A 24,535-nucleotide genomic window follows, 5' to 3' on the forward strand; every position below is an offset into this window, starting at 1 on the left:
ATGATCCGAGTTCAGTCTCTGACCAAGCACTATGGCGAGCGGGTGGCGGTGAACGGAGTCGACTTCACGGTCGAACCGGGCACGGTCACCGGATTCCTGGGGCCGAACGGGGCCGGCAAGTCCACCACCATGCGAATGATCGTGGGTCTGGACAGGCCGACGGCCGGCACGGCGGAGGTGAACGGTCGCCCCTATGCCGATCTGCCTGCGCCGCTGCGCGAGGTGGGCGTCCTGCTCGACGCCCGGTCGGCCCACAGACGCCGCACCGCCTACAAGCATCTGCTCGCGATCGCCGCCACGCACGCGATCGGTGCGGCCCGAGTGCGGGAGGTGATCGGGATCGCGGGTCTGAATGCCGTGGCCGACAGGCGAGTCGGGGGATTCTCGCTCGGCATGAACCAGCGGCTGGGCATCGCCGCCGCCCTGCTGGGGGATCCGCAGACGATCATCTTCGACGAGCCGGTGAACGGTCTCGACCCCGACGGCATCCTGTGGATCAGGGCTCTGCTGCGGCAGCTGGCGGGGGAGGGGAAGACGGTGCTGCTGTCGTCGCATCTGATGAGCGAGATGACCCAGACGGCAGACCAGGAGCTCGTCCGCTACGGCCTCCGTCTCGTGCTCGAGGCGGAGGACGACGTGCACGTGGTCGGCGAAGCGGCCGACGGCGCCTCCGCCGTCGAGGCCGCGATCGCGCTGACCCCCGACGTCATCCTGATGGATGTGCGGATGCCGGGGATCGACGGCATCCGGGCCACGCAGGACCTCGCCGCGCGTCTGCCGCGGACCAGGGTGCTGGTGCTGACCACGTACGATCTCGACGAGTTCGCCTTCGGAGCCCTGCAGGCCGGGGCCGCCGGGTTCCTGCTCAAGAACACGAGACCGGCCGAGCTCGTCGCCGCGATCCGCACGGTCGCCACCGGTGATGCGGTGGTCGCACCCCGCATCACCGCGAAGCTCATCGAGGTCGCCCTGCCGCACCTCGCGCCGCCGGACGCCGGGGCCCGGGAGGGCGCGCTCTCGGCGCTGACCGAGCGGGAACGTGACGTCTTCCTGCAGGTCGCGCGCGGCCTCACCAACAGCGAGATCGCGCAGACGCTGCATCTGAGCGAGTCGACGGTCAAGGCGCATTTCGGCCGCATCCTGGTGAAGCTCGATCTGCCCAGTCGCGTCCAGGCGGTGATCCTGGCCTACGAGCTCGGGATCGTGATCCCGGGCAGCTGAGACCGCGGGCCGATCCGGGCGTCGCATCTTGCCAGACTCGTTCCGGAGTGTCCACCACTGCCGCCGCGCGCTGTTCGTTGCCAGACTCGGCGCATGGTGTTCATCGGTTTTCATGCATCGCACGAGCAGATCCCCCCGAGCACCCTGCTCGAGGCCGTGGTCGAGGCGGAGCGCGCAGGGTTCGACGGGGCGATGTGCTCCGACCACCTCGCGCCGTGGACCACGGCTCAGGGCGAGTCGGGTTTCGCCCTGAGCTGGATCGCCGCCGCGCTCGCCCGCACCCGCTTCTCGATCGGCATGGTCAATGCTCCGGGTCAGCGGTATCACCCGGTGATGATCGCGCAGGCGTTCGCGACGCTGGAGGAGATGTTCCCCGGCCGCTTCTGGGCGGCGATGGGCAGCGGTGAAGCGGTCAACGAGCACGTGACGGGCGACGGATGGCCCGACAAGAGCATCCGCAACGACCGACTGCGCGAGAGCGTCGACGTGATCCGCCGACTGATCGGGGAGAGGAGGTGGACCACGACGGTCTGGTGCGCGTGCATCGCGCGCGGGTCTGGAGCCGACCGGCTGAACCGCCGCCGCTGTTCGCGACCGCTGTGAGCGCCGAGACGGCGGAGTGGGCGGCGTCGTGGGCGCAGGGCCTCGCGACGGTCGCGCAGGAACCGGCCGCACTGCAGCGCGTCGTCGATGCCTACCGGGGTGCAGGAGGCACGGGTCCCTGCATCCTGCAGGTGCATCTCAGCCTGGCCGAGAGCGACGATGCGGCGTTCGCGATCGCGCGCGAGCAGTGGCGGAACGGACTGCTCGCGCCTCCGGTCACCTGGGATCTCGAGCAGCCGGAGGACTTCGAGGCGGCGCTGGTCGGTATCGATGAGGAGGGGCTCCGCAAGGCCGTCCTCATCGACCACGACGCGACCGCACTGGCCGACCGCATCGCGGATCTGGTTCAGATCGGGTTCGACCGCGTCTACCTGCATCACGTCGGCTCCGAGCAGTCCCGATACCTCGACGCCGCAGCATCCGAGCTCATCCCCGCCTTGAAGGAGCGACTGTGAAGATCACCGACACGAGCGACCTCTGGTGGAAGACCGCAGTCATCTACTGCCTCGACGTCGAGACGTTTCTCGATTCGAACGGCGACGGCGTCGGCGATCTGCAGGGCCTCTCCCAGCGCATCGACTACCTCTCGCAGCTCGGCGTCACCTGCCTGTGGCTGATGCCGTTCTATCCGACGCCCGACCGCGACGACGGCTACGACGTCAGCGACTTCTACGGGATCGACTCGCGACTCGGCACCCACGGCGACTTCGTCGAGGTCATCCGCACTGCACGGGACCGCGGGATGCGGGTGATCGTCGACCTGGTCATCAACCACACCTCCGACCGGCATCCGTGGTTCCTCGCCGCGAAACGGAGCGTGGATTCGCCGTATCGCGACTACTACGTGTGGCGTGACGACGCACCTCCGAAGGGACAGAAGAACGCCGTCTTCCCCGGGCAGGCGAACGGCATCTGGGGCAAGGACGAGAAGTCGGGGCAGTGGTACCAGCACAGCTTCTACGAGCACCAGCCCGACCTGAACATCGCCAACCCTCGGGTGCGTGACGAGATCGCGAAGGTCATCGGCTTCTGGTTGCAGCTGGGCATCTCCGGCTTCCGCGTCGATGCGGTGCCCTTCCTGCTCGAGATCCCCGAGGGCTCCGGCATCCCCGAGCCCCACGATCTGCTGCGCGACATCCGCCGCTTCCTGCAGCGCCGGTCGAGCGAGGCGATCCTGCTCGGCGAGGTCAACCTGCCCTACGACCAGCAGGTGCAGTACTTCGGCGGTGATGATGAGGACGAGCTCACCATGCAGTTCGACTTCGTCGGGATGCAGTCGCTGTACCTGTCGTTCGCCCGCAAGGACCCCGCTCCGCTGATCGAGGCGCTGCGGGCTCGCCCCGTGCTCGGATCCGAGGTGCAGTGGGCGAACTTCCTGCGCAACCACGACGAGCTGACCCTCGACAAGCTCAGCGACAGCGAGCGCCAGGAGGTGTTCGACGCCTTCGCGCCCGATGAACGCCAGCGCGTGTTCGGGCGGGGCATCACCCGCCGCCTTCCTCCGATGCTCGAGGGCGACCCTCGTCGCATCCGCATGGCCTACAGCCTGCTCTTCACCCTGCCCGGCACCCCGGTGCTGTTCTACGGCGAGGAGATCGGCATGGGGGAGAACATCGAGATCCCCGGCCGCGAAGCGGTGCGGACGCCGATGCAGTGGTCGGTCGACAAGAACGGGGATTCTCAGATGCCGCGCCCAGCCGGCTCGTCGCTCGGCCACCGTCCGACGGGTACGCGCCGGAGCACGTGAACGTCGCCGCGCAGCTGGGTGACCGCGAGTCGATGCTGTATTTCGTGCGGGCGCTCACCTCGGCGTATCGGATCTCGCCGGAACTCGGCTGGGGAACGCTCGAGATCATCGAACAGCCGGCCGCCTCGCTTCTCGCGCACTCGCTCGCCGCGGACGTGGGCAGGATGATCGCCCTCCACAACTTCGCCGAGGTGCCGGTCACGACTTCGTTCCGGGTGGAGGACGAGCCTGAGGGCACGAGGCTCGTCGATCTGCTCGATCCCGCCCAGATCGCGCTGGGGCCGGACGGCGAGGTCGAACTGGAGGTGCCGGCATACGGCTACCGCTGGCTCCGGGTTTCGCGACCGGGCGACGGACGCGTGACCTGAGGCTCAGTCGACGTCGCCTCGAGCCCCGTCGGCGTCGAGCACGGCGGCGGGGAGTTCGCGCACCAGCTCGCGGGCGAGGTAGCCGAGACCCATCCGCTCGGCGAGTCGGTCTCCTGCGCGGGCGTGCGCCCATGCTCCCCAGACGGCGGCGCGTTCCGGGGCGAGTCCCCGGGCGGCGAAGCCGGTGATGGCGCCCGCGACGACGTCGCCCGATCCGGCCGTGCCGAGGCCGGGGCCGCCGTCGTCGAGTCGCCATGCGGCGCCCGAGGGTGAGACCACGGCGGAGTAGCAGTGGATCACGGCGTCGAGCTCCTGAGCGAGTCCCGGCAGCTCCGAGAAGAGGTCGTCGACGGGGCGGCCCAGCAGGAGCTCGGCCTCGTCGAGATTGGCGTTGACGATCAGGCACGCCGGAAGATCCGAGCGCGGCACGTCGCGCAGTGCACCGACGGCGAAGGCGTCGACCACGAGGCACGAGATGTCGTGGCCCGCCAGCCGCCGCAGCCACCCGAGGGCATCCTCGGGGTCGTCCAGCCCGGGCCCGACCAGCACCGCATCCGCTCCTTCGCAGGCGCTGCGCAGGTCGTCGGTCATCGGTTCGCCCGGACCGGGCGATTCGTAGACCCCGGCCTCGGGGAACGCGATCCGCACGACATCCGCGACCGAGGCGTCGGTCGTGACCGCGACCTTGCCCGCTCCGACGCGCAGCATGGCCTCTCCGCCCAGCACGACCGCGCCGGCCGAGAGAGACGAGCCGCCGATGATCATCGCCGTGCCGCGGGACTTCTTCGAGTCGCCGGGGTCGGGCAGACCCCACTCCTGCAGCAGCTGCGGCGTCACCCGCGTCGGCTCATCCCGGGCCGACATCGGGGCTTCCCGGGTGCACGGTGATGTCGGCGCCCAGCTGCGCGAGGTGGCGCACGTCGGAGAAGTCCTCGAGCTGCCACTGCCGGCCGTCCAGGCGCAGCCGCGTCACCGAGGCGTTGAGCACCGGGTTCGTCGAGGCGAACTGCATGAGGCGCGTCTCGTCCATCCCGGTCAGCAGTGCGACCAGCAGCATCACGACCGCGTCATGCGCGACGACGAGACCGACGCGGGCGTCGTCGGCCAGTGCGTCTCGCAGGAACGACCGCAGGCGCAGGGACACATCGGCCCACGACTCTCCTCCGGGCGGCCGGTGGTAGTACTTGCCCAGTCGCGCCCGACGGTCGGCCTCTTCGGGATGCCGGGCGGCGACGCCCCACCGGGTCAGCAGATCGAGGATGCCGAGCTCTCTGTCGCGCAGCCGTTCGTCGGTGAGCACCCGCTCGACGCCGGCGACGCCCTCCACGCCCTCCATGCTGAGCGCGAACGTCTGCTGGGCCCGCACGTACGGCGACAACCAGGCGACCTGGGGCGTGACAGGGCCGCCGTGCAACGCGGCCGCCAGCGCTCGCGCCTGCTCGGCGCCGGTGGCGGACAACGGCACATCGGCGTCTCGGGTCGCGAGGTTGATCACCTCGGCGCGGGCGGTCTCCGCGGCTGTCGCGGCGACATTGCCGACACTCTCTCCGTGCCTGACGAGCCACAGCTCCTGCACGTCACATCTCCCAGTCTTCGAACGGGAGGTCCCAGGAGGCGTGGTCCGGCTCGATGCGTCCGGTCGTATCGACGTGCCCGGCCTTCTCGACCGAGATCACCACGCGCGTCGTGGGGCGGATGAGCACGCTGATGCTGCGGTCGTCGCCTGACAGGGTGATGAAGGTCGGCGCTGCGGATGCGGCGGCCTCGATCTCGTCCATCACCTGCCGCAGAGGGCGATCGTCACGCAGCACGAAATTCCGGCCGTCGATCTCGATGTTCGTGCTCATTGTGCGCTCCTCCCTCTCGTGTGGCCGACGCTATGCGATCGAAGCGAGTGTGCCGAGGGCCTTGCGTCAGAGGCCGACGAGGGTTATCCGAACTCTCTACGATGAGATCATGCAGATGCTCGACACCCTCGCGCTCGTCGGCGAGGTGCTGTCGTGGGTCGGCCTCGGGCTCGGTCTGCCGATGCTGCTGATCGGCGTCCTCATCCGGACGATCGAGGGGCCGTGGCTGCCCGCAGAGATCGCCGTCATCGAGCGCGACGGGGCGTTGCTCGCCCGCTGGTTCGCCGGGGAGACTTCCATGAGCGACCGCTGAGCCGGCAGGAATCGGCGACCGCGGAGGCCGGCTGGGCCGACGGAGTGGTCAGCGCGAACAACCCCTCCCACGCGCGGGTGGGGGAGCCGCCGCACGCACGCCGCGTCGTCCTCACCCTCGGGATCGTGTTCGCCGGCGTCGGGTTCGTGGGTCTCGTGGTGTCGCTGCTCCCGCTGCTCTGGTCGTAGCTCGTAGGGTGACGGTCATGGAGGACTCCGCCGACATCCCCGCATCCACCCCGATGGACGACTGGTTCGACGCGCTGAGTCGTCCGACCGGTTCTCCCGGGGAGGCGCCGCGTCGGGAGTGATGCTCGCGATCGCCGCCTCGCTGATGAGCATGGTGGGCGGGTACTCCGATGACGACCCTCGAGCATCGGAGCGCCTCGATCCGCTCACCGGGCGACGCGTCGAGGCGCTGCGGGCGGTCGAGGCGGACGGCGTCGTCTCGGCACGCTTCGGGGCTGCTCTCGCACTGCCGAGCGACGACCCGTCCCGCGACGAGCGCGTCCGCGAGGCGGCCGTCGAGGCGGCTGAGTCCGCGGCGCAGGTCGGTGGCATCGGCGTGCGGATGCTGCGCGACGTGCGGGTGCTCGTCGAGGCGGGCAACCCGCACATCGCCGTTGATCTCGCCGTCGCCGCAGAGGCCCTGGGCGCCGGATTGTCGGGGGCGTCGCTGAACATCCGGGCGAACCTGCAGATCGCACGCCGTCACGGATCGTCCGACACCGCGCTCGCCGGCCTCGACGCGGAGATCGAACGGTTGGCGGATGCGCGACGCGAGGTCGCGCAGATCATCGAGGAGCTGTCCTCTCGACTCGACTGAGAACATTTCGCCGCGGTTGACAAGAAAACTGAGTGCACTCATAATAGAGTTCAGTCGTTATTCTGCGACGGATTCCGGAGATCGCCATGAGAGCTTTCGTCCTCTCGAAGTACCACACCGCCGTGCACGCGGCCGACGTGCCCGAGCCCTCCGTGGGCGAGCGCGACGTGCTCGTCCGCGTGCAGGCGGCGGGTGTCAACCAGCTGGATGAGAAGATCCGCGCCGGCGAGTTCAGAGCGATCCTGCCGTACCGTCTGCCGATCGTCCTCGGGCATGACGTCGCGGGCACGGTCATCCGCGTCGGCGCCGGCGTGAGCCGTTTCGCGATCGGCGACGAGGTCTACGCGCGTCCGCGCGATCGTCGCATCGGGACCTTCGCCGAGCGGATCGCGGTCGACGAGAGCGACGTGGCGCTGAAGCCCGCGTCGATCACGATGGACGAGGCGGGGTCGCTGCCGCTCGTCGCGCTGACGGCCTGGCAGGCCCTGGTCGAGATCGGCGAGGTGCGGCCGGGCCACAAGGTGCTGATCCATGCGGGAGCCGGCGGCGTCGGATCGATCGCGATCCAGCTCGCGAAGCACCTGGGCGCGGAGGTGGCGACGACCGCGAGCGGCGCGAACGCCGACTTCGTGAGGATGCTCGGCGCCGACCATGTCGTCGACTACCGGTCTGAGGACTTCGAGGAGGTCCTCAGTGGATACGACGTCGTGCTCGACAGCCTCGGCGGCGAGAACCTCGAGAAGTCGCTGCGCATCCTGCGGCCGGGAGGCAGGGCGGTCGGGATCTCGGGTCCGCCCACACCCGAGTTCGCCCGCGCAGCCGGCCTCAATCCACTGCTCCGACTGGCCATGGCCGTGCTCAGCCGCAAGGTCCGGGCCCAGGCGAAGCGCCTGGGCGTCGCCTACACGTTCCTCTTCATGCGGGCGAGCGGCGAACAGCTGCGCCAGATCGCAGAACTCGTCGACGCGGGAGCCATCCGCCCGATCGTCGGTCGCGTGCTCCCGTTCGAGGAGGCCGCCGACGGCATCGCGTCGCTGACCCGGGGCGGAATCCGCGGCAAGGTCGTGATCAGGGAGCCTGAGTCCTGATCGCTGCAGAGCATCCGGACGCACGAAGGCCCCGGGAGCGATCCGATCGCTCCCGGGGCCTTCGCTGTGTGGACTACTGCTCCGAGGTGCGCGCCAGCTGCGGGTAGAGCGCCTCGAGCGGGGCGCTCAGGGCGGCCCTGACCTGCACCGAGGTGTCGTCGGCGAGCGCCTCGTACTCGCCCGCCTCCGTGGCATCCAGCACCTTGGTCACGAGCACGGCCGGGTCGAGCTTCGGGTCGGTGACGTTCGCCGCCATGGCCGTGTCGACGTATCCGACGTGCACCCCGACGACGTGCACTCCGGCCGGGGCGAGCTCGAGGCGCAGCGAGTTCGTCGCCGACCACAGTGCCGCCTTGGTCGCGCTGTAGATGCCGGCGACGGCGTACCAGCTCAAGGCCGAGTGGATGTCGATGAGCGCCGACTGCGGCTGGGCCGAGAGGATCGGCGCGAAGGCGCGAGCGAGGAACAGCGGGCCGAGGAAGTTGGTCTCGACGTTCGCGCGGATCTCCTCGTCGCTGTGCGAGAGGATGCCGGGGCTCGAGGGCGAGGCGCCGGCGTTGTTGATGAGCACCGTGACGTCGGGTGCGGCCGCGACGGCTGCGGCGATCGATGCCGGATCGGTGACGTCGAGGGCGAGCGGCACGATGCGCTCGTCGTCCCACTCGCGGGGCGTGCGTGCGGAGGCGTAGACCTTCGAGGCGCCGCGCGCGAGGGCCTCGCGGACGAAGTGCGTGCCGATCCCTCCGTTCGCGCCGGTGACGAGGACTACTGCTCCAGAGAGAGAAGGCATGAGGGTGGGCTTTCTGTGGGAGGGATCGAACGGATGCCGTCACGGCTTCACCGTGGATCGATGAGGCGCTCGTGGGAGAATGGGCGGACCGAGCCCACGCCCTGGTGACTATGATCAGAACTGAGCGTGATCATTATTTATTCCGAAGGACGCCATGACTGTCGACTCCCGCCCTCTCGGTCGACGTGAGCGCAACAAGCTCGACAAGCTCGAGCGCATCACGACCGCTGCCGGCGAGCTCTTCGCCGAGCGAGGGGTGGACGACGTCACGACGCAGGAGATCGCCGATCGCGCCGACATCGGCACGGGAACGCTCTTCCTCTACGCCAAGACCAAGGGCGAGCTGCTGCTGCTCGTGCAGAACTCGATGTACGCCGAGGCGCTCGAGCGCGGACGCGCCGCCGCCGCCGACGCGGACGGTGTTCTCGAGGGTGTGCTGGCGGTGATCCGGCCGGTCATCGAATGCAACCGCACCCAGATCGACAACGGCCGCACCTACCTGCGTGAGATCGTGTTCGGCGACCCCGAAGAACCGCATCACGGTGAGGCGCTCGCCCTCACCGGGCAGACCGAGCAGCTGGTCGCCGACGTCATCGCCCGTGATACGCGGGTCTCGGTCGATGAGGCCGCGGCGCTCGCCCGCATCGTCTCGGCCGTCATGTTCCTGACCATGTCCGCCACGATCAACATCGCTCATTCGGTCGAGCAGATCGTCGACGAGGTCGCCGCGCAGATCAGAGTGATCCTGCCGGCCTGACCGTACGTCAGTGCACGAACGCCTTCAGCACGACGAAGGCCACCCCGAACAGCGCTGTGCCCAGCGCCCCGAGGATGCGGACGGGGATGGAGCTGCCCCGACGGAGGAAGGCGACGTAGCCGAGGAAGGCCAGGATGACGGTTCCCGACCACAGGGCGACGTCGTTCGCGGCATCGTCGGGAATGACCCGCGTCGTGCCGGCGACCAGGATGAGGGCGGGGATCCCGGCCGAGCTCAGCATCCCGAGTGAATGGCGCACCGAGCGGCCGACGGCCGTGCGCACGCCCATCTGCTCGGGGTCGTCTCGGCCGAGCCGGGCGACGGCACCCGCGTAGACATGCGCCGCCCAGAAGACGACGACGGTCACTCCGACCGACAGGAGCACCGCGGCAGACGTCTCTCCGTGTGCGGACGAGACGGCGATCAGTCCGCTCACGAGGATCGTTCCGTAGACCGCCGCTTCGGTGCCGAATCCCGGACGCAGGGTGCGGTGCGCGCGAAGCAGCGGGTGCTCATCGGGGAAGACGCCGTCATGCTGCCGAGCGTAGTGCGGATTCCCCGGCATCCGAACCTCCCGTCGAGCGGTTCAGCGACGGGATGCGCTCGCGCGATCGACGCGGCGGAAGCCGTCGCCGTGAGGTTCCACGGCACCGCCCTCGATGAAGCTGTCTATCCAGCCGCGCATCGGCCACTCGCCCCATCGCTCGGCGAACAGAGCGCCGTTGCGCAGGATGTCGTCGAGGTGGCGCCAGGGCGGAGAGCCGGCCGGATGCCACTGGTGGTAGGCATGCGCGCCGCCGACCCAGCGCAGACCGATGCCACGCGCCCGTGCGCGTCGACCCAGGTCGGTGTCTTCGGCGCCGTAGCCCTCGTACACCTCGTCGAATCCGCCGAGACGCGTCCAGGTCTCGGGGGTCACCGCGAACGAGAGCGACCAGAACAGGTCGAACTCGTCATCGGTCGCCGCCACGACGGCGTCACCCGCGGGCAGCGGGCGAGCGGGGTGCGGACGGGTCAGGATGCCGAGATCGTGCGGTGTCGACGGGCGCTGCACACTGTGGAGATAGGTCACCGGGCCGCAGAGGAGGTCCTGCGGGTGCGTTCGCGCGGCACCGATATATCGCTCGACGAGCCCCGGTCCCGGCAGGCAGTCGACATCGAGGAACACCAGCAGGTCGACGTCCTGAGCGAGCGCGAGCGTGGCCGCCGCGTTCCGCGCCGCGCCGACGCGCATGCCGTGGTCGCCCGGCGGCACATGCACGAACCGGGCTGCGGGCGGTGACGGCGGCGCGTCCGCATCCAGCCACGCCTCGATGCGGACGATCTCGACGCCGGGCGTGCTCACCTCGTCGAGGAACCGCCGCTGACGCTGCAGATGGTCGAGACGGTTGATCGAAGCCGGCGTGATGACGGCGACGCGGACGCTCATCGCGCCACCTCCTCGATCGCGCTCGCGGCGCGGGCCGCAGCCCCGTGCACCTGCCACGCGTGCCAGTGGGGAGCGGTCTCGGCAGCTCGGCGGATGCCGTCCATGAGCTGGGAGGGCTCCGCATCGGCCGGAAGACTCTGGGCGAAGCCCTGTGCGGCGAGCGCGCGGGCCATGTCCTCCTGCTCGCCGAAGGGCCTCTCCTGGGCGATCACGACGGCGCGGGCATCGGCGGCGGCGAGGTCGGCGATGCTGTTCTGGCCCGCCGCGCTCACCACGACCGTGGCGCGGCACAGCAGGGGCCAGACGTCGTCGACCCGGTCGTCTCCGTTCGCGCCGGCGGTCTCGACGTCCCACCCGTCCGCTCTGAGCAGCTCGACGGTCTCCGAGAGCCCGTCACGGTCGAGAGCGCGGCCCAGGAACAGCACGCGACGAGGGTGCTCATCGCCGGTGTCGACGCGGGCTCGGCCGTCATAGCGAGACACGCCGCCGACCGCTCGTACGCGCTCGCGGCCGACGAGCGCCGTCGCCTCGATGGTTCCCTGCGGCCAGGGCGTCAGGATGAGGTCGGCGAGGTCGTATCCGAGCCGGTGCGGGGCGTCGGTGCGCTCGCCCGGTTGAGCGAAGACGATCGTCGGCACGCCCATCAGGCGGGCGAGCATCGTGATCTCGACGCTGACGTCGACGACGAAGGCCGCGGTCGGGTGGACGGCCACCCAGTCGGCGATCACCGAGAGGCGAGCCTGATGCCCGGGATGCCCGAGGGTGCCCAGTGCAGGCTGCCGTTCGCGGTGACATCGCCGAGCTCGTGCGCCTCTCGGCGCACTCCGTCGGCCCCGACGACCGGGTCGGAGTCGGAGGGCAGCTGAACCCATGTCGTCCGCGGTGCCAGGGACTCGGGCTCAGGCAAGCTCGAGAACACCGTGACCTCGTCGGCGAGGTGCGGGCGGATCGCCTGCATCCGCGTCAGGTGGCCCCACCCGTGATGGTGCACGTACCAGGCGATCATGCTCCGACCGCCTCCACGAACTCGTGGGCGGGCATCGCGCTCTGAGCGGCGACGGTGAGGACCCGTTCGATCTCGCGATGCCGATGGTCGAGCGAATGCCGCGCGGAGGCGGCGTCGCGCACATCCCGTCGGCGCAGTCCGCTGCGCGACTGCGCGACCAGGTTCGTCGCGGCGCGCGCGAGCGCCTCGGTGTCGGCGGACGGCACCACGGCGGTGCCGGGGATTCCGGCGAGCACCTCACTGGTGCCTCCCGAGTCGAACGCGGCGACGGGCGTGCCGGTCATGAGCGCCTCGGCCATCACCAGCCCGAAGGGCTCCGACCACACCGGTGTCACGAGGGCGACCGATGAGGCCCCGACGAGCGCGGCGAGCTCGGGCTGTCGCAGCGCGCCGACGTAGTCGATGCCCCGGCCGAGACGTGGGCGCACCTCGCGGTCGAAATAGGCGGCGTCGCCGACGCGGCCCGCGAGCTTCAAGCGTGCGCCGGCGCGTCGAGCGGCATCGATGGCGAGATGGGGTGCCTTCTCGGGCACGATCCGGCCGAACCACACCCAGTCCCCTCCGCCCGATCCCAGACTCCACTGTGCGGTGTCGACGCCGTTGGTGAAGACGAACGCCTCGACGCCCTCGGCCGACCACGCGCGCGCCGTGTACTGGCTGACCGCGAGGAACCTGTGCGGCGACGAGCCGTCGAGAGCATTCGACGCGATCACCATGTCGGCGAGGGAGGGGTGTGCAGCGTGGTGACGACCGGAACCCCGATCTCGCGGCTCCACAGGATCGGATCGCCGTGGAGGCTGTGATTGTCGACGACATCGACGCGAGTCTCCGGCGCGTCGAGCCGATCGCGTACCCGCGCGAAGGCGTCGGTCATGAGACGGCGGTGCCCCTCGGGGAAGTCGGTGTCGGACGCATCCCGCGCCCGGTGCCACCGCGGACTCGGCAGGTGCAGGTCGGTGTCGGCGTCGAGGAAGTCCGATCCCTCCGCCGCGCACAGCTCCACATGGTGGCCGCGGCTGCGCAGCCAGCGCACGCGGTTCCAGACCACGGCCTCCAGCCCGCCCGCGTGCGGTTGGCGAAGAGGATGACGTTCGGGCGCCACGACCAGCACCCGCAGCTGCTCGCGACCGATCATGCGCGGGCCCCTCGGTGACGCGCGCACATGCCTCGGCATACAGCCGCGCATGGGCGGTGCGCACCGCCTGCCGCTCGGCCAGCCTCTCGGACCTGCGCGTGTCCATCGGCGACCTGGGCGGCGCGTCCGACGCGCGCGACACGGCCTCGGCCAGCGTCCGCGCGTCGTCGAGCCCGATGACGAAGAAGTCGTCGGGATGCTGCGAGCCGATGTGCCCCACCTCGGTCCCGGCCACGGGGACCCCCAGGTCGTGGCAGAGCTCGACCCATCCCGAGTGGGTTCCGTGCAGGTACGGCAGGACGAAGAGGTCGAGGCCGCCGATCCACGCGGCGATGTCCGCGTCGCTCAGCCGCGGGGTGCGCCGCACGTGCACGGACGGGTGGTCGGCGGCGGCGGCGGCCACGCGGGCTGCCGCCTCGTCATCCCGCGTGCGCTCGTTCAGCAGGATCTCGAAGTCGACGGCGCGACCCGCCTCGGCGAGCTGTCCGGCCGCGTCGACAGCCGTGCGGATCGCACGCTCCGCGTCGATGTTGGGACGCAGGTCGCGCAGGTGGATGCCGACCCGCACGGTCGCGTCGTCCGAGCGCCCGATCACAGGCGCATCGTCGAGCAGGGTGGGGTGCGCCAGCACCTCGCTGCTCCGGTGCCACCGTCGTTCGATCTCGGCCGCCGCCGTCGCGGTGAGCGTGACCAGGTGATCGGCCGACGGAATGATCACATCGAGCAGCTCTCGGTACGGCGCCTGGTCGACCAGCTGCGGGTTCTCGAGGTCGTGCACGGTGTACACGACCGGGCGGCCGAGCCGGTGCGCGGTCTCGAGCGCCTCGCGCAGCTCGTCGGGCGAGAAGGATTCGAGGCCGAAGTGCACGTGCAGCACATCGAACTCATCTGCGTGCGACACCAGCCACTGCGGGGTGAGAGCCACCGGAGGCCACCAGACGCCCGCAGCTGCGCCGGGAACGGGCGGATCGGGGAGGACCTTCACTCGCTCCGTGTCGGCGATGGCGCGCACGTAGGGATGGGTGGCCGGGATCGAGGCGACGCGGATGAGGGCGGGTTCGGTGACGATGTGGTTCTCCGTGGGCGGGCAGAGCATCGACGTGCGGGGTCGCGATGACGGGGGTGACCGCACAGCAAAGGGGGCGCACGACTGATGCGATCGAAGGGGGTACGTTCGAATCATGAGCCACGATCCCGAACCGCGCACGGGCGTTGCGCCGACCGGCTCCGTGGTGCTAGCGCGTCAGAAGCACTACTCGGAGTTCTACGGGCTCACCCCGCTTCCCGGCCGATTCGGCGTCGTCCTCGGCAACTGCCAGGCCGAGTCGCTGCGCGTGGTGATGGATGCGCCGGAGCACCGATTCGTGCGCGTCCCCGCCGTGCACGAGATGACCGCCGCCGACGCCGCGCGCCTGCACGAGATCGCCGGCCTCGCCGACGTCGTGGTGAGCCAGCCGATCCGCGACGACTATCGCGATCTGCCGCTGGGGACGCAGCAGATCGCCGCAGTGACCGATGCCCGGGTCATGACCGTGCCCCCGGTGCGCTTCGCCGGACTGCATCCCTTCCAATCCGCCTTCCGGGTTCCCGGCGTCGAGGGAGATCCGCCCGTCGTGGCGTACCACGACGTGCGCACTCTCGGCGCCGCCGCGGGCATCCCCGTCGTCGCCGCGCTCGCGCCCGCTGAGGTGCGGGCCGTGGGACAGACGTCGATCGACACGCTGCGCCTGCGCGAGCAGACCGCCGACGTGGCGGTCTCCGACCTCTTCGACTCCGTCACGGCCGATCACATGCGCACGGTCAATCATCCGGGCGATGCGGTGTGGATGCCGTTGGGTGCCCGCATGCTCGAGATGCTCGGCCATACGGGCGGCCCGACCGACCCCGGGCGCCCGCTGCTGAACTCGGTGCGCGCGCCGTTGGAGCCGGAGGTCGTCGACGCGTGGGGGCTGGCGGACGAGCCGCGCGCGCACTGGATCGTCGACGGCGTGGCGGTCGACGACGCCGAGGTGCGTGCCGCTCACCGCGAGTGGTACGCCACGCACCCGGAGTTCGTCGACGCCGCCGTGACCCGTCTCGCGCCCCTTCTCGACGTCTGGCGAGCACGATGAGCGTCACCCCGCTGCTGCTGGTCCACCCTGGGACGCACGGCGTCGCCATGTACGGACGGCAGATGGCCGATGCGGTCCGCGTCGCGGACCCGTCGATCCGCACCGTGGAACCGCACGGCCTGGATGCGGACGACGACCGCGCCCCGTTGCACGTGCACTTCACCGACCGACTCTGGGGTCGCTCTCCCGAGGAGGCGGCGCAGACGTTCGGAGACCTCGCCGCCGGGCGCGCGATCAGCGTCACCCTGCACGACGTGCCGCAGGCGTCGGACGGCGAGCGCAACCTGCCACGGCGGCGGGCCGCGTACGCGGCGGTTGCGGCGGCGGCGCGTGGAGTGGCGGTGAACAGCGACCATGAGCGTGCGCTGCTGCGCGAAGAGCGGGTGTGGACGGGCCCGGCGGTGAGCATCCCGCTGCCCGTCGAGCTGCGGCCCGACGTGCCGCGGACGCCGGCTGACGAGTCGATCGGAGTGCTCGGCTACTTCTACCCGGGCAAGGGACACGACGAGGCGGCCCGCGCAGCCGCGTCCGCGGGCATCACGAGGATGACGGTTCTCGGCCGGGCGTCCGACGGCCACGCCGCGGAGCTCGAGGAGTTCGTCCGTCGCGCGGGCGCCCTCGGGGTCGAGGTCGACGTGACGGGCTGGCTCGACGACGAGGAGATCGCCCGGCGGGGACGCGCGGTGTCGGTGCCGGTGATCGCCCATCGCCATGTGTCGGCGTCGGGGTCCCTCGCATCGTGGATCGGCTGGGGGCGCCGTCCCGTCGCCGTGCGCAATCGCTACATGGACGAGATGGCGGCGCTGCGTCCGGGAACCGTGCAGACCGTCGACGGATCAGAGCTCGCCACCGCGGTGCGGGCGGCGTTCGAACGACCCGAGACGACCTGGCACGGACTCACTCGGCTGCCGATGTCGTGGCCGGACGCGGCGGAGGCCTACGTGCGCTGGTGGGGCGGGCTGGCGTGGTGACACGGCGCCCGTGGGTCGTCGGCAACAGGTGGGACTCGCTCGACGGGGTCCAGCCGCAGAAGCTGCCGAAAGTGTCGGTGATCGTCGCCCACTACGAGCAGCCCGGGGAGCTCGCCCGCACGCTGTCGGCGCTGTCGACGCAGGACTATCCGCGCGAACTCCTCGAGATCGTCGTCGCCGACGACGGCTCCGCCGGGGACGTCCTCGTGCCGCCGGGGGTCACCCTCGTGCGGCAGGACGACCGGGGCTTCCGCCTCGCCGCTGCACGCAATCTCGGCGCACGAGCGAGCACCGGGGACGTGCTCTGCTTCCTCGATGCCGACACCGCCCCGGAACCCGGGTACGTGCGGGCGCTCACCCGTCTTCCGGCGCTGCTTCCCGAGGCGGTCACGGTCGGACGGCGTCGCCACGCCGACTTCTCGGGCATCGATGCGGAGACTCCCGTGACCGGGGCGGTGATCGGCCGTGAGCTCCCGGAGCCGGCCTGGCTCGCCGAGGAGTACGCGCGCAGCCGTGACCTGCTCGAGTCCGACGACCGCTCGTACCGGTTCGTCATCGGCGCGGTGATCGCCTGCTCGCGTCGCCTGTTCGAGGAGACCGGCGGCTTCGACGAGTCGTTCTCGACCTACGGCGGGGAGGACTGGGAGTGGGCGCATCGGATGTGGCAGGCCGGCGCCGTGCTGGCGCACGTGCCGACGGCCGTGGCCTGGCACGACGGGCCCGAGTGGGCCGAGCGCACGGATTCCGGGCTCGAGCGCGCGAACGCCCAGACCATGACACTCGTCTCGTCGATCCCGGTCGACGGCTCGGCTCCGCGGGGACTGCTGTCGGCGGTCCCGGATCTCGTCGTCCGGCTGCGCGGCACGCACACCCGGGAGGCGCTGTTCATCGCGGTGGACTCGATCCTCACCGCGTTCCCGCGGTCGCGCGTGATGCTCGATGCGACGTCCGGACTCGACATCGACGACCCGCGCATCGTGATCGACGGCGATGGCGACGAGCCCGAGGCCAGGGTGCTCTGGGAGCTCGACCGCCCGGTCGTGGTCCTCGAGTCGGCAGGGATCGCCGAGCTCGTCGCGGGCCTCGGTGCGGGTGACGTCGGCACCGTCGATCTCGTCGACTCCGCCGGCTCGCCCGCCGGTGTGCTGCACTCGCGACGAGCGCTGCGGCGAGCCGCGCGATGGGGCACGGCAGAGGGATTCGAGACCCTGACCGTCCGTGCGGAAGGCGTGCATCTGCTGCGCTCGAACCCGCACGTGGAGGCATGGGTCGGAGGGTGGGGCGGTCCCGATCGGTTCCGCTGAGCGTACAGTTCTCATCATGGGGAAATTGGAGTACAACAGCTCGCGGCCCGCGATCGAGATCGAGGACGCCACTCTGGCGCACGTGAAGATCGTGATCGGCACGAAGCTGCGCCGCAATGAGAGCTTCATGATGACCTGGCTCTCGAAGCCCGAGGCATCGTCCGGCCGCATGACCATCTGGGTGCACCCCAGCATCCCATTGGTGCTCGAGTTCGATGACCCGACGATGCCCGGGATCGACCCCAAACGGGTCGCCCACATGATGGATCAGCTGAACTCGCGCGGCGAACTGGTGCTCGACCAGCTCTGACGTCGAGCGCTCACTCGTGCTCGGGGAGGATCGGACTCGACCACCCCGGGTCGCGCCCCAGCTGAGCGGCGCGCGAGACGGATGCCGCGCCGAAGCGACCGCGCAGGGTGTCGAGCACCGTGTCGAGTCGTTCGTCGTCGCCCCAGTCGATCGGCAGTTCGGGTGGCGCGTTCTCGGCGCGGTCGAGCTGCGCCAGCGAGATCCCGATGAGGGTGATGCCCCGCGCCTCGATCTCGGGCCAGGCCGCGGCGAGCAGGGTCCGCGCGACGTCGAGCAGGATCGCGGTGCGATCGGTCGGCACTCGGAGAGAGCGTGATCGGGTCGCCTTGGCGAAGTCCCCGTAACGAAGGCGCAGCACGACCGTGCGGCAGACGCGCTCGCCGTCGCGGAGCCGGCGGGCGAGCCGGTCGATGATCTGCGTGAGGAAGAGGTCGAGCTCGTCCGCTGTGCGGGCGCGCGTGCCGAGGGCGCGCTGCGAGCCGATCGAGCCGCGGCGCCGCGCCGTGTCGACCGGGCGCGGGTCGCGCAGGCGGGCGAGGGCGTGCAGGTGCGAGCCTGCAGCCTTGCCCAGCACCCGCTCGGCCGTCGCCGCCTCGAGCTCCGCCAGCTGACCGACCGTGTGCACCCCGTAGCGGTGCAGCTTCTCGGCCGTCACCGCCCCGACGCCCCACAGGCGCTCGACCGGCAGCGGCAGCAGGAACTGCTCTTCCCGGTCGGGTTCGACCACGAGCAGCCCATCGGGTTTGCTGACCGCGCTGGCGACCTTGGCGAGGAACTTGGTGCGCGCCACGCCCACCGAGATGGCCAGGCCGACTTCCGCGCGCACCCGATTCCGCAGCCGCACTGCGACCTCTTCGGGGGTGCCGACGATGCGCCTCAGCCCGCCGACCTCGAGAAAGGCCTCGTCGATCGAGAGGCCCTCCACGAGCGGGGTCGTGTCGCGGAAGATCGCGAACACGTCCTTGCTCGCCGCCGAGTACGCCTCCATGCGCGGCGGGACGACGACGGCATCCGGGCAGAGCTCGAGCGCCTGGCGGCCGCCCATCGCAGTGCGCACCCCTCGGGCCTTGGCCTCATAGCTCGCCGCCAGCACCACGCCTCCGCCGACGATGACGGGCCGGCCGCGCAGAGCAGGCGCATCGCGCTGCTCGACCGAGGCGTAGAACGCGTCGAGATCGGCGTGCAGCACGGTGGCTTCGCCCCGCATCGTGTTCTCCCGTCGACGTGCAGATCGTCGCACGGGCCGGGGACATCCGGGCCGGGGCTGTCAGGCCGCGATCAGCCGCGACGACAGCGCGCGGATCCTCTGGCAGAGCGTGTCGAAGGCGCTCTCGAAGGCGGCGGCCGTGCCGACCCTGGCAGGATCCCGCACCGACCAGTGCAGGTCGTCGCCCGTGAGCATCCGCTCGTGCGCGTCGTCGCACACCGTGATCACCAGGTCGTCGTCGGTGCGCACCTCGTCGACGTGGCGGGGTGGCCGGGCCGGGTCGATGATCAGCCCGTGGCGTTCGGCTGTCGCCAGCGCCTCGGGGTTCACCGCGGAGGCGGGCTGGGTGCCGGCGGAGGCCACGTCGATCGCGCTCACGTCGCGCCAGATGACCTCGGCGAGCTGCGATCGGGCCGAGTTCGCGGTGCACACGAACAGCACCCGGCGCGGGGGAGCGACGCTCGGCGGTGCGAGCGTGTCGAACACCTCGGGGCGGAGCCCGATGTAGCTGCGCCGCCTGTCGAACTCCGAGCGCGTGCGCGTGATGATGCGCGCGGACTCGAGGACGCCGAGATGGTGGGCGATCAGATTCGATCTCAGGTCCAGCGTCCTGCCGATCTCCGACGACGAGAGGTCGCCGAGGGTGAGCAGGTCGACGATGCGCAGGCGCGTCTGATCGGCGAGTGCGGCGAAGATCGCCACGCGGCGTTCGAGATCAGTCATCGTTCCCATCCATATCACGGGATGACGGACGTGTCCACGGGTATTGACTCAATCGGTGTTGACCATATTCTGGTCGTCGCGAGACCGCGGACGCGGTCTCGGAGAGGAATGGACATATGGGCATCGGCAGCGGCATCGCGCTCTTCGTCATCGGAGCGATCCTGGTCTTCGCACTCAACATCGACACCGGCGGCTACGTCGATCTCGATCTGATCGGCTACATCCTCATGGGCGCAGGAGTCGTCGTCTTCCTGATCAGCCTCATCCTCACGATGCGCAGCCGTCGCACCGAGACCGTCGACCGCACCGCCGTCGACCCGGCGACCGGCGACCGCGTGACCCGTCGCAGCATGCGCGACAACGAGCCCCTCGCCTGATGTCGGCGTGACCGAGGTGCAGCGCGGCACCGGCGCGATCGTCGTCGGTGTCGCAGCGACCCTCGCCTTCGTCGTGCTGCGGGCGGTGGTCGCCCTCGGCGGTCACGAGCCGCTCGCGATCGACGTCTGGTGGCACGACCTCATGGTCGCGCTGACCAGCGACATCTGGGTCGTCGTCGCCTGGGTCCCGGCAGTGGTCGGCGGCACCATCGGCATGATCGTCGTCGGAGCGCTGCTGATCGCTGCGCTCATCTGGCGCGGTCGGCGGTGGGATGCCGCGACGCTGGCGATCGCGATGGTCGCCGTCGTGGCGATCGGCGCGACCATGGCGGCAGTGATCGGGCGCACGCGACCGGCGGACTCGCTCGCCGAGAGCGTCGCGACGTCCTTTCCATCCGGGCACACGGCTGTCGCCACGACCGTCGTGGTCGTCCTCGCACTCGTGCTCCGTCGTCGATGGGTCTGGGTCGTGGGCGTCGTGTGGGTGCTCCTCATGATGTGGAGCCGCACCTACCTGCATGCCCACTGGCTCAGCGACGTCGTCGCGGGAATGCTCGAGGGCGTCGCCGTCGCGACATTCGTCTGGGCCTGCATGGAGGCGATCCGTGCGCGGCGCCTCGCGTCTGCGACCCCCACTCCCGACATCTCCGAAGAACCGATCGAAAGCACCGTGAACCCATGAACACTCGCGACTCGGCCGCCTCCACCGCGAGAGCCGCCCAGGACTCGACCGCCTTCCGCGTCCTCGCCCGCGTCGGCTACGTCGTGCTCGGCATCCTGCACATCCTCATCGGGGGCATCGCGATCTCGATCGCGACCGGCGGCGGCGGCGAGAACGCCGATCAGGGCGGTGCCATGCAGCAGATCCAGGAGTCTCCCGCCGGCGTGTTCCTGCTGTGGCTGATCGTGCTCGGCCTTCTCGCTCTCGCGATCTGGCAGATCGCCGAGGCGGTCGTCGAGCGCGATCCCGATGCGAAGAAGAAGTGGGCGCACCGGGCGAAGTTCCTCGGCACGGCTGTCGCCTATCTCGCGATCGGCGCGACGGCTCTGGTCTATGCGCTCGGGGGCCAGTCGCAGTCGTCCGAATCCTCCCAGTCGTTCAGCGCGAAGCTGCTCGCGGTGCCGGCCGGCGTCGTGCTCCTCGTGCTCGTCGGGCTCGGAGTGGCGGCCGTCGGCGTCGCCTTCGTCGTCCGGGGCATCACTCGCGCGTTCATGGAGCATCTGTCCGTGCCGTCCGGAAAAGCGCGATCCGGCATCGCCGCCTTCGGAACGGCCGGCTATGTCGCCAAGGGCATCGCGGTCGGGGTCGCGGGTGTGCTGTTCGTCATCGCGGCGCTCACGCATGACCCCGAGACCGCCGGCGGCCTGGACTCGGCGCTGCGCGCTCTGGCCGGACTCCCGTTCGGCGCCGTCATCCTGTGGGTGGTCGGTGCAGGCCTCGCTCTGTACGGCCTGTTCTGCTTCGCCCGCGCCCGCTACGCCCGGATGTGAGCTGATCCCGCCCGTCGGGCTTCGCCCGCATATCGAACCCTGCGCTGCCGCGCAACCCTGCGCTGCGGATCGGCCGAGTCGGCCAGGATGGATCCATGAAGATCGTCTCGTACGCAGGCCAGCAACTGGTGACCACGGATGACGTGGCGGACTCTCTCGTGACTCTCGCCGCAGCCGTCGCCAAAGAGGGGAGGCCGACGCCGTCGAGATCCCCATCCTCGTCGGCGGGCGCGAGGACTGCGCCGACCTCGTGATCGGCGTGGGCAACGACCTGCTGGTCGGGCCGCACGAGTTCGATGACGACGAGCCCGACTTCAGCGAGCACGCGGCGAAGCTGCAGGCGCACCGCCTCTATCCCGATTCTCCGGACTCGGGAGAGCACGGCGGCCACAGCGACTGGTACGTCGATGTGGACCTCGACCTCGACGGGTCGGCCGCGACGGCACGCTGACCGCGAGGTTCCTTCGCCGACGGCGGAGGGCACGAGAAAGGTGCCCGCCGCCGTCGGGGTTCCGATCAGTCGGTGGTGAGCAGCACCTTGGTGGCGCGACGCTCGTCCATGGCCTTGTAGCCCTCGGCCGCCTGCTCGATCGGCAGCGTCAGATCGAAGACGGCCCCCGGATCGATCTGATCGGTCATGATGAGGTCGATCAGCTGGGGCAGGAAGCGGCGCACCGGCGCCGGCCCGCCCAGAAGGCTGACGGTCGAGAAGAACAGGTCCAGGCCGTCGATCTCGACCCCGTGGCTCACGCCGACGTACCCCACGTGTCCACCCGGACGCGTGGCGTGGATCGCCTGCATCATCGACTCCTGGGTGCCGACCGCCTCGACGGTGGAGTGGGCGCCGTACCCTCCGGTGAGCTCCTTGATCTTCGCGACGCCTGCGTCGCCGCGCTCCTCGACGATGTCGGTGGCCCCGAACTTCGTCGCCAGAGCCTGACGGTCGGCGTGGCGGGACATCGCGATGACCCGCTCGGCTCCGAGCTGTCTCGCCGCGAGGATCGCGAGCAGGCCGACGGCTCCGTCGCCGACCACGGCGACGGTCTTGCCCGGCCCCGCCTCGGCGGCCACGGCGGCGAACCATCCGGTGCCCAAGACGTCGGATGCCGCGAGCAGGCTGCGCGTCTGCGCGGGGGTCGGATCGCCCTCGACGGCGACGAGAGTGCCGTCGGCGAGAGGGATGCGGGCGTAGTCGGACTGGGTGCCGACGCCGCCCATCATGACCTGGTGGATGCAGCGCGACTGGAATCCCGCCTGGCAGATCTCGCACGTGTTGTCGGACGCGACGAACGATCCCACGACGAAGTCGCCGACCGCGATGTCACGGACCTCGTAGCCGACCTCCTCGACGACGCCGATGTACTCGTGACCCATCGGTGTGGGGTGGTCCACCGGCTCGATGCCGCGGTAGGGCCAGAGGTCCGAGCCGCAGATGCAGGCGGCGGTGACGCGGATGACCGCATCCGTCGGCTCGAGGACGGAAGCGCGGGGGACCTCCTCGACGCGGACGTCTCCGGGGGCGTGCATGACGACGGCGCGCATGGTGCGGGTGCTGACGGTGTCTGTGCTCATGATGTTCTCCTTCAGTGGGTGAGGGCGGCGGATGAGGTCGTGTGCGGCGAGTGCCGTGGCGTGCGCCCGCGTGCGGTGCCGATCAGCACCAGGGTGAGGGCCGCGAGCACGGTCGCGGAGACGGTGACCACGCCGAGCGGCAGGATGCTCAAGGCACCGGCGACGCCGACGAGCGGGGCGGCGATGCCCCCGAAGCCGAACCGCACCATCCCGAGAAGCGACGAGGCGGTGCCGGCGATCTGCGGGTATCCGACCAGAGCGAGGGTCGTGGCCGGGGAGACGAGATGGAGACGCCCGCGGCGAGGGCGAACAGCGACGCGAGCACGACCCACAGCGGCATCGTCGTGAGTCCGGCGGCGAGCAGGCCGAGAGCACCGGCGGTCGCGACCACGACACCGGCGGCGAGGACGGCGTGCACGTGCCCTCGTTCGGAGAATCGGCCGGCCAGGTGGCCGAAGACCATGAATCCCGCGGAGTTCGCGCCGAACGCGAGGGCGTAGCCGAGGGGCGACAGGCCGTAGATGTCCTGCAGCACGAACGTCGCGCCGGACAGGTAGGCGAAGAGCGCGGCGTACATCAGCCCCTGATTCAGGACGGCGCCGACGAAGACGCGGTCTCGCAGGAGCGTCCGATAGTCGCTCAGGGTGCGGGTCAGACCGCCGGTCGTCCGTGCCTCGATCGGCAGGGTCTCCCCGAACCGCGCGAGCGCGATGATCAGGATGGCGGCGCCGATGACGGCGAGGAAGACGAAGAGTCCCCGCCAGTCGATGATCGTGTTGAGGAGGCCCCCGAGCAGCGGGCCGACGATCGCCGCGAAGCCGCCGACGACGGTGAGCCGCGCGTAGAAGCGGATCAGCGTCCCGCCGGAGAAGACGTCACGCCCGGCCGCCTGTGCGATCACGATGCCGACGCCGCCGGCGAGTCCCTGCACGAATCGGGCGGCGATCAGCAGCTCGACCGTCGGACTGATCGCGCACAGCATCGACGTGACGATGTACGCCACGATGCCGATGAGCAGGACGCCGCGGCGGCCGTATCGATCCGACACCGGCCCGGCGATGAGCTGACCGGCCGCCAGACCGATGAGGCAGGCGGTCACGGTGAGCTGCGCGACCGACGTGGCGGCGCCCAGCGCTGCCGTGAGAGCCGGAAGAGCGGGCAGGTAGAGGTCCATCGAGATCGGCCCGAAGACGGTCAGCAGAAGCAGCAGGGCGGGGAGCACCCGGTCGACGGAGGGGCGGGCTGCGGATGTCATGCTGTCCACTCTGCGCCTGTCGGGTGCTCCGAGGGAGTCCCTGTCGAGGGGTGTACTGCGAGAACCTCCCCCGAAGCACGGTCGG

At 70.4% G+C, this 24,535-nt stretch carries 32 protein-coding genes and 3 pseudogenes; 20 read left to right on the forward strand and 15 right to left on the reverse strand.

What is annotated here, in order from left to right:
* The 5 genes and pseudogenes from ACZZ93_RS14410 to ACZZ93_RS14430 form a co-directional block, all read left to right on the forward strand.
* Positions 1–879: pseudogene (locus tag ACZZ93_RS14410) on the forward strand (ATP-binding cassette domain-containing protein); the annotation flags it as partial.
* Positions 880–1,023: 144 nt separating this feature from the next.
* Positions 1,024–1,221: pseudogene (locus ACZZ93_RS14415) on the forward strand (response regulator transcription factor); the annotation flags it as partial.
* Between the two features lie 93 nt (positions 1,222–1,314).
* Positions 1,315–1,824, forward strand: coding sequence for an LLM class flavin-dependent oxidoreductase (locus ACZZ93_RS14420; protein ID WP_463511405.1), 510 nt, complete (start codon positions 1,315–1,317; stop codon positions 1,822–1,824).
* Positions 1,761–2,279: an LLM class flavin-dependent oxidoreductase gene (locus ACZZ93_RS14425; RefSeq protein ID WP_463511754.1), complete on the forward strand. Its 519-nt coding sequence runs from the start codon at positions 1,761–1,763 to the stop codon at positions 2,277–2,279. Before ACZZ93_RS14420 ends, ACZZ93_RS14425 begins: the two co-directional genes overlap by 64 nt.
* Positions 2,276–3,939: pseudogene (locus tag ACZZ93_RS14430) on the forward strand (alpha-amylase family protein). Before ACZZ93_RS14425 ends, ACZZ93_RS14430 begins: the two are co-directional and overlap by 4 nt.
* Before the next feature lie 3 nt (positions 3,940–3,942).
* On the opposite strand, the gene ACZZ93_RS14435 reads toward ACZZ93_RS14430, so the two are convergent.
* Genes ACZZ93_RS14435 through ACZZ93_RS14445 form a run of 3 tightly spaced genes read right to left on the reverse strand, consistent with a single transcriptional unit; the run spans position 3,943 to position 5,786 of the window.
* Positions 3,943–4,803 (reverse strand): ADP-dependent NAD(P)H-hydrate dehydratase, encoded by an 861-nt coding sequence (locus ACZZ93_RS14435; RefSeq protein WP_463511406.1) that lies wholly within the window; start codon positions 4,801–4,803, stop codon positions 3,943–3,945.
* Positions 4,787–5,515, reverse strand: a complete 729-nt coding sequence (locus ACZZ93_RS14440) for a histidine phosphatase family protein (protein ID WP_463511407.1) — start codon at positions 5,513–5,515, stop codon at positions 4,787–4,789. The genes ACZZ93_RS14435 and ACZZ93_RS14440 overlap by 17 nt, the downstream gene beginning before the upstream one ends.
* A 1-nt stretch (position 5,516) precedes the next feature.
* Positions 5,517–5,786 (reverse strand): hypothetical protein, encoded by a 270-nt coding sequence (locus tag ACZZ93_RS14445; protein ID WP_463511408.1) that lies wholly within the window; start codon positions 5,784–5,786, stop codon positions 5,517–5,519.
* Positions 5,787–5,895: 109 nt separating this feature from the next.
* Here ACZZ93_RS14445 and ACZZ93_RS14450 point away from each other — a divergent pair, with 109 nt between their 5' ends.
* From ACZZ93_RS14450 to ACZZ93_RS14465, 4 genes are all read left to right on the forward strand, one after another.
* Complete coding sequence (locus ACZZ93_RS14450) at positions 5,896–6,099, forward strand: hypothetical protein (protein ID WP_463511409.1); 204 nt, start codon at positions 5,896–5,898, stop codon at positions 6,097–6,099.
* Positions 6,100–6,143: 44 nt separating this feature from the next.
* Positions 6,144–6,287: a hypothetical protein gene (locus ACZZ93_RS14455; protein WP_463511410.1), complete on the forward strand. Its 144-nt coding sequence runs from the start codon at positions 6,144–6,146 to the stop codon at positions 6,285–6,287.
* A 121-nt stretch (positions 6,288–6,408) separates the two neighbouring features.
* Positions 6,409–6,924, forward strand: a complete 516-nt coding sequence (locus ACZZ93_RS14460; protein WP_463511411.1) for a cyclodeaminase/cyclohydrolase family protein — start codon at positions 6,409–6,411, stop codon at positions 6,922–6,924.
* Positions 6,925–7,010: 86 nt separating this feature from the next.
* Complete coding sequence (locus tag ACZZ93_RS14465; RefSeq protein ID WP_463511412.1) at positions 7,011–8,012, forward strand: NADP-dependent oxidoreductase; 1,002 nt, start codon at positions 7,011–7,013, stop codon at positions 8,010–8,012.
* A gap of 73 nt (positions 8,013–8,085) precedes the next feature.
* Here ACZZ93_RS14465 and ACZZ93_RS14470 read toward each other — a convergent pair whose 3' ends face one another.
* Positions 8,086–8,802 (reverse strand): SDR family oxidoreductase, encoded by a 717-nt coding sequence (locus tag ACZZ93_RS14470; RefSeq protein ID WP_463511413.1) that lies wholly within the window; start codon positions 8,800–8,802, stop codon positions 8,086–8,088.
* 154 nt (positions 8,803–8,956) lie between these two features.
* Between ACZZ93_RS14470 and ACZZ93_RS14475 the strand changes: the two genes are divergently transcribed.
* Positions 8,957–9,559 carry a TetR/AcrR family transcriptional regulator gene (locus tag ACZZ93_RS14475; RefSeq protein ID WP_463511414.1) on the forward strand — a complete coding sequence of 201 codons (603 nt, stop codon included), beginning with the start codon at positions 8,957–8,959 and terminating at the stop codon, positions 9,557–9,559.
* Positions 9,560–9,566: 7 nt separating this feature from the next.
* Here ACZZ93_RS14475 and ACZZ93_RS14480 read toward each other — a convergent pair whose 3' ends face one another.
* Genes ACZZ93_RS14480 through ACZZ93_RS14505 form a run of 6 tightly spaced genes read right to left on the reverse strand, consistent with a single transcriptional unit; the run spans position 9,567 to position 13,180 of the window.
* Complete coding sequence (locus ACZZ93_RS14480) at positions 9,567–10,124, reverse strand: hypothetical protein (RefSeq protein WP_463511415.1); 558 nt, start codon at positions 10,122–10,124, stop codon at positions 9,567–9,569.
* A 21-nt stretch (positions 10,125–10,145) separates the two neighbouring features.
* Positions 10,146–10,988 carry a galactosyltransferase-related protein gene (locus ACZZ93_RS14485; RefSeq protein ID WP_463511416.1) on the reverse strand — a complete coding sequence of 281 codons (843 nt, stop codon included), beginning with the start codon at positions 10,986–10,988 and terminating at the stop codon, positions 10,146–10,148.
* On the reverse strand, positions 10,985–11,716 hold the full coding sequence (locus tag ACZZ93_RS14490) for a glycosyltransferase (protein WP_463511417.1): 732 nt from the start codon (positions 11,714–11,716) through the stop codon (positions 10,985–10,987). Before ACZZ93_RS14490 ends, ACZZ93_RS14485 begins: the two co-directional genes overlap by 4 nt.
* Complete coding sequence (locus ACZZ93_RS14495; RefSeq protein WP_463511418.1) at positions 11,713–11,994, reverse strand: hypothetical protein; 282 nt, start codon at positions 11,992–11,994, stop codon at positions 11,713–11,715. Before ACZZ93_RS14495 ends, ACZZ93_RS14490 begins: the two co-directional genes overlap by 4 nt.
* Positions 11,991–12,710: a glycosyltransferase gene (locus tag ACZZ93_RS14500; RefSeq protein ID WP_463511419.1), complete on the reverse strand. Its 720-nt coding sequence runs from the start codon at positions 12,708–12,710 to the stop codon at positions 11,991–11,993. Before ACZZ93_RS14500 ends, ACZZ93_RS14495 begins: the two co-directional genes overlap by 4 nt.
* Positions 12,704–13,180: a glycosyltransferase gene (locus ACZZ93_RS14505; protein ID WP_463511420.1), complete on the reverse strand. Its 477-nt coding sequence runs from the start codon at positions 13,178–13,180 to the stop codon at positions 12,704–12,706. The genes ACZZ93_RS14500 and ACZZ93_RS14505 overlap by 7 nt, the downstream gene beginning before the upstream one ends.
* A gap of 145 nt (positions 13,181–13,325) precedes the next feature.
* On the opposite strand from ACZZ93_RS14505, the gene ACZZ93_RS14510 reads away from it, so the two are divergent.
* The 5 genes from ACZZ93_RS14510 to ACZZ93_RS14530 all read left to right on the forward strand — a co-directional run bounded on the left by ACZZ93_RS14510 (position 13,326) and on the right by ACZZ93_RS14530 (position 17,825).
* Positions 13,326–14,246: a hypothetical protein gene (locus ACZZ93_RS14510; RefSeq protein WP_463511421.1), complete on the forward strand. Its 921-nt coding sequence runs from the start codon at positions 13,326–13,328 to the stop codon at positions 14,244–14,246.
* A gap of 64 nt (positions 14,247–14,310) precedes the next feature.
* The gene (locus tag ACZZ93_RS14515; protein ID WP_463511422.1) at positions 14,311–15,240 is read left to right on the forward strand and encodes a WcbI family polysaccharide biosynthesis putative acetyltransferase; all 930 of its coding nucleotides are present in this window, start codon (positions 14,311–14,313) and stop codon (positions 15,238–15,240) included.
* Positions 15,237–16,211: a hypothetical protein gene (locus ACZZ93_RS14520; RefSeq protein ID WP_463511423.1), complete on the forward strand. Its 975-nt coding sequence runs from the start codon at positions 15,237–15,239 to the stop codon at positions 16,209–16,211. Before ACZZ93_RS14515 ends, ACZZ93_RS14520 begins: the two co-directional genes overlap by 4 nt.
* Positions 16,205–17,515, forward strand: coding sequence for a glycosyltransferase family 2 protein (locus tag ACZZ93_RS14525; RefSeq protein WP_463511424.1), 1,311 nt, complete (start codon positions 16,205–16,207; stop codon positions 17,513–17,515). The genes ACZZ93_RS14520 and ACZZ93_RS14525 overlap by 7 nt, the downstream gene beginning before the upstream one ends.
* Before the next feature lie 16 nt (positions 17,516–17,531).
* Positions 17,532–17,825, forward strand: a complete 294-nt coding sequence (locus ACZZ93_RS14530; RefSeq protein WP_463507577.1) for a DUF7882 family protein — start codon at positions 17,532–17,534, stop codon at positions 17,823–17,825.
* A gap of 10 nt (positions 17,826–17,835) precedes the next feature.
* Here the strand turns inward: ACZZ93_RS14530 and dinB are convergent, their stop codons facing one another.
* Complete coding sequence (gene dinB / locus ACZZ93_RS14535) at positions 17,836–19,032, reverse strand: DNA polymerase IV (protein ID WP_463511425.1); 1,197 nt, start codon at positions 19,030–19,032, stop codon at positions 17,836–17,838.
* A 60-nt stretch (positions 19,033–19,092) separates the two neighbouring features.
* A complete protein-coding gene (locus ACZZ93_RS14540; protein WP_463511426.1) occupies positions 19,093–19,755 on the reverse strand; it encodes an arsenate reductase/protein-tyrosine-phosphatase family protein in 663 nt (220 codons plus the stop codon).
* A gap of 116 nt (positions 19,756–19,871) precedes the next feature.
* Here ACZZ93_RS14540 and ACZZ93_RS14545 point away from each other — a divergent pair, with 116 nt between their 5' ends.
* The 5 genes from ACZZ93_RS14545 (at position 19,872) to ACZZ93_RS14565 (ending at position 22,074) form a co-directional block, all read left to right on the forward strand.
* Positions 19,872–20,132, forward strand: coding sequence for a DUF6458 family protein (locus tag ACZZ93_RS14545; protein ID WP_053097641.1), 261 nt, complete (start codon positions 19,872–19,874; stop codon positions 20,130–20,132).
* Positions 20,133–20,139: 7 nt separating this feature from the next.
* A complete protein-coding gene (locus ACZZ93_RS14550) occupies positions 20,140–20,814 on the forward strand; it encodes a phosphatase PAP2 family protein (RefSeq protein ID WP_053097640.1) in 675 nt (224 codons plus the stop codon).
* The gene (locus tag ACZZ93_RS14555; protein ID WP_053097639.1) at positions 20,811–21,623 is read left to right on the forward strand and encodes a DUF1206 domain-containing protein; all 813 of its coding nucleotides are present in this window, start codon (positions 20,811–20,813) and stop codon (positions 21,621–21,623) included. Before ACZZ93_RS14550 ends, ACZZ93_RS14555 begins: the two co-directional genes overlap by 4 nt.
* 95 nt (positions 21,624–21,718) lie before the next feature.
* On the forward strand, positions 21,719–21,877 hold the full coding sequence (locus ACZZ93_RS14560; protein WP_463511427.1) for a hypothetical protein: 159 nt from the start codon (positions 21,719–21,721) through the stop codon (positions 21,875–21,877).
* The gene (locus ACZZ93_RS14565) at positions 21,874–22,074 is read left to right on the forward strand and encodes a hypothetical protein (RefSeq protein ID WP_463511428.1); all 201 of its coding nucleotides are present in this window, start codon (positions 21,874–21,876) and stop codon (positions 22,072–22,074) included. Before ACZZ93_RS14560 ends, ACZZ93_RS14565 begins: the two co-directional genes overlap by 4 nt.
* Before the next feature lie 65 nt (positions 22,075–22,139).
* Here the strand turns inward: ACZZ93_RS14565 and ACZZ93_RS14570 are convergent, their stop codons facing one another.
* The 3 genes from ACZZ93_RS14570 to ACZZ93_RS14580 are packed head-to-tail and all read right to left on the reverse strand — an operon-like array spanning position 22,140 to position 24,450.
* Complete coding sequence (locus ACZZ93_RS14570) at positions 22,140–23,165, reverse strand: zinc-dependent alcohol dehydrogenase family protein (RefSeq protein WP_463511755.1); 1,026 nt, start codon at positions 23,163–23,165, stop codon at positions 22,140–22,142.
* Positions 23,166–23,206: 41 nt separating this feature from the next.
* On the reverse strand, positions 23,207–23,404 hold the full coding sequence (locus ACZZ93_RS14575) for a hypothetical protein (RefSeq protein ID WP_463511429.1): 198 nt from the start codon (positions 23,402–23,404) through the stop codon (positions 23,207–23,209).
* Positions 23,344–24,450 carry a Bcr/CflA family efflux MFS transporter gene (locus ACZZ93_RS14580; RefSeq protein WP_463511430.1) on the reverse strand — a complete coding sequence of 369 codons (1,107 nt, stop codon included), beginning with the start codon at positions 24,448–24,450 and terminating at the stop codon, positions 23,344–23,346. The genes ACZZ93_RS14575 and ACZZ93_RS14580 overlap by 61 nt, the downstream gene beginning before the upstream one ends.
* Positions 24,451–24,535 lie beyond the last annotated feature (85 nt).

The organism is Microbacterium sp. AC026, assembly GCF_979258475.1.

Bases quoted from the DNA above. Each gene is read 5' to 3' on its own strand.
- ACZZ93_RS14420 (WP_463511405.1), top strand. From the start codon at position 1,315: ATGGTGTTCATCGGTTTTCATGCATCGCACGAGCAGATCCCCCCGAGC.
- ACZZ93_RS14435 (WP_463511406.1), bottom strand. From the start codon at position 4,803: ATGTCGGCCCGGGATGAGCCGACGCGGGTGACGCCGCAGCTGCTGCAG.
- ACZZ93_RS14445 (WP_463511408.1), bottom strand. From the start codon at position 5,786: ATGAGCACGAACATCGAGATCGACGGCCGGAATTTCGTGCTGCGTGAC.
- ACZZ93_RS14450 (WP_463511409.1), top strand. From the start codon at position 5,896: ATGCAGATGCTCGACACCCTCGCGCTCGTCGGCGAGGTGCTGTCGTGG.
- ACZZ93_RS14460 (WP_463511411.1), top strand. From the start codon at position 6,409: ATGCTCGCGATCGCCGCCTCGCTGATGAGCATGGTGGGCGGGTACTCC.
- ACZZ93_RS14465 (WP_463511412.1), top strand. From the start codon at position 7,011: ATGAGAGCTTTCGTCCTCTCGAAGTACCACACCGCCGTGCACGCGGCC.
- ACZZ93_RS14470 (WP_463511413.1), bottom strand. From the start codon at position 8,802: ATGCCTTCTCTCTCTGGAGCAGTAGTCCTCGTCACCGGCGCGAACGGA.
- ACZZ93_RS14475 (WP_463511414.1), top strand. From the start codon at position 8,957: ATGACTGTCGACTCCCGCCCTCTCGGTCGACGTGAGCGCAACAAGCTC.
- ACZZ93_RS14480 (WP_463511415.1), bottom strand. From the start codon at position 10,124: ATGCCGGGGAATCCGCACTACGCTCGGCAGCATGACGGCGTCTTCCCC.
- ACZZ93_RS14485 (WP_463511416.1), bottom strand. From the start codon at position 10,988: ATGAGCGTCCGCGTCGCCGTCATCACGCCGGCTTCGATCAACCGTCTC.
- ACZZ93_RS14495 (WP_463511418.1), bottom strand. From the start codon at position 11,994: ATGATCGCCTGGTACGTGCACCATCACGGGTGGGGCCACCTGACGCGG.
- ACZZ93_RS14500 (WP_463511419.1), bottom strand. From the start codon at position 12,710: ATGGTGATCGCGTCGAATGCTCTCGACGGCTCGTCGCCGCACAGGTTC.
- ACZZ93_RS14505 (WP_463511420.1), bottom strand. From the start codon at position 13,180: ATGCGCGGCTGTATGCCGAGGCATGTGCGCGCGTCACCGAGGGGCCCG.
- ACZZ93_RS14510 (WP_463511421.1), top strand. From the start codon at position 13,326: ATGCTGCGAGCCGATGTGCCCCACCTCGGTCCCGGCCACGGGGACCCC.
- ACZZ93_RS14515 (WP_463511422.1), top strand. From the start codon at position 14,311: ATGAGCCACGATCCCGAACCGCGCACGGGCGTTGCGCCGACCGGCTCC.
- ACZZ93_RS14520 (WP_463511423.1), top strand. From the start codon at position 15,237: ATGAGCGTCACCCCGCTGCTGCTGGTCCACCCTGGGACGCACGGCGTC.
- ACZZ93_RS14530 (WP_463507577.1), top strand. From the start codon at position 17,532: ATGGGGAAATTGGAGTACAACAGCTCGCGGCCCGCGATCGAGATCGAG.
- dinB (WP_463511425.1), bottom strand. From the start codon at position 19,032: ATGCGGGGCGAAGCCACCGTGCTGCACGCCGATCTCGACGCGTTCTAC.
- ACZZ93_RS14540 (WP_463511426.1), bottom strand. From the start codon at position 19,755: ATGACTGATCTCGAACGCCGCGTGGCGATCTTCGCCGCACTCGCCGAT.
- ACZZ93_RS14545 (WP_053097641.1), top strand. From the start codon at position 19,872: ATGGGCATCGGCAGCGGCATCGCGCTCTTCGTCATCGGAGCGATCCTG.
- ACZZ93_RS14555 (WP_053097639.1), top strand. From the start codon at position 20,811: ATGAACACTCGCGACTCGGCCGCCTCCACCGCGAGAGCCGCCCAGGAC.
- ACZZ93_RS14560 (WP_463511427.1), top strand. From the start codon at position 21,719: ATGAAGATCGTCTCGTACGCAGGCCAGCAACTGGTGACCACGGATGAC.
- ACZZ93_RS14570 (WP_463511755.1), bottom strand. From the start codon at position 23,165: ATGCGCGCCGTCGTCATGCACGCCCCCGGAGACGTCCGCGTCGAGGAG.
- ACZZ93_RS14575 (WP_463511429.1), bottom strand. From the start codon at position 23,404: ATGGTGCGGTTCGGCTTCGGGGGCATCGCCGCCCCGCTCGTCGGCGTC.
- ACZZ93_RS14580 (WP_463511430.1), bottom strand. From the start codon at position 24,450: ATGACATCCGCAGCCCGCCCCTCCGTCGACCGGGTGCTCCCCGCCCTG.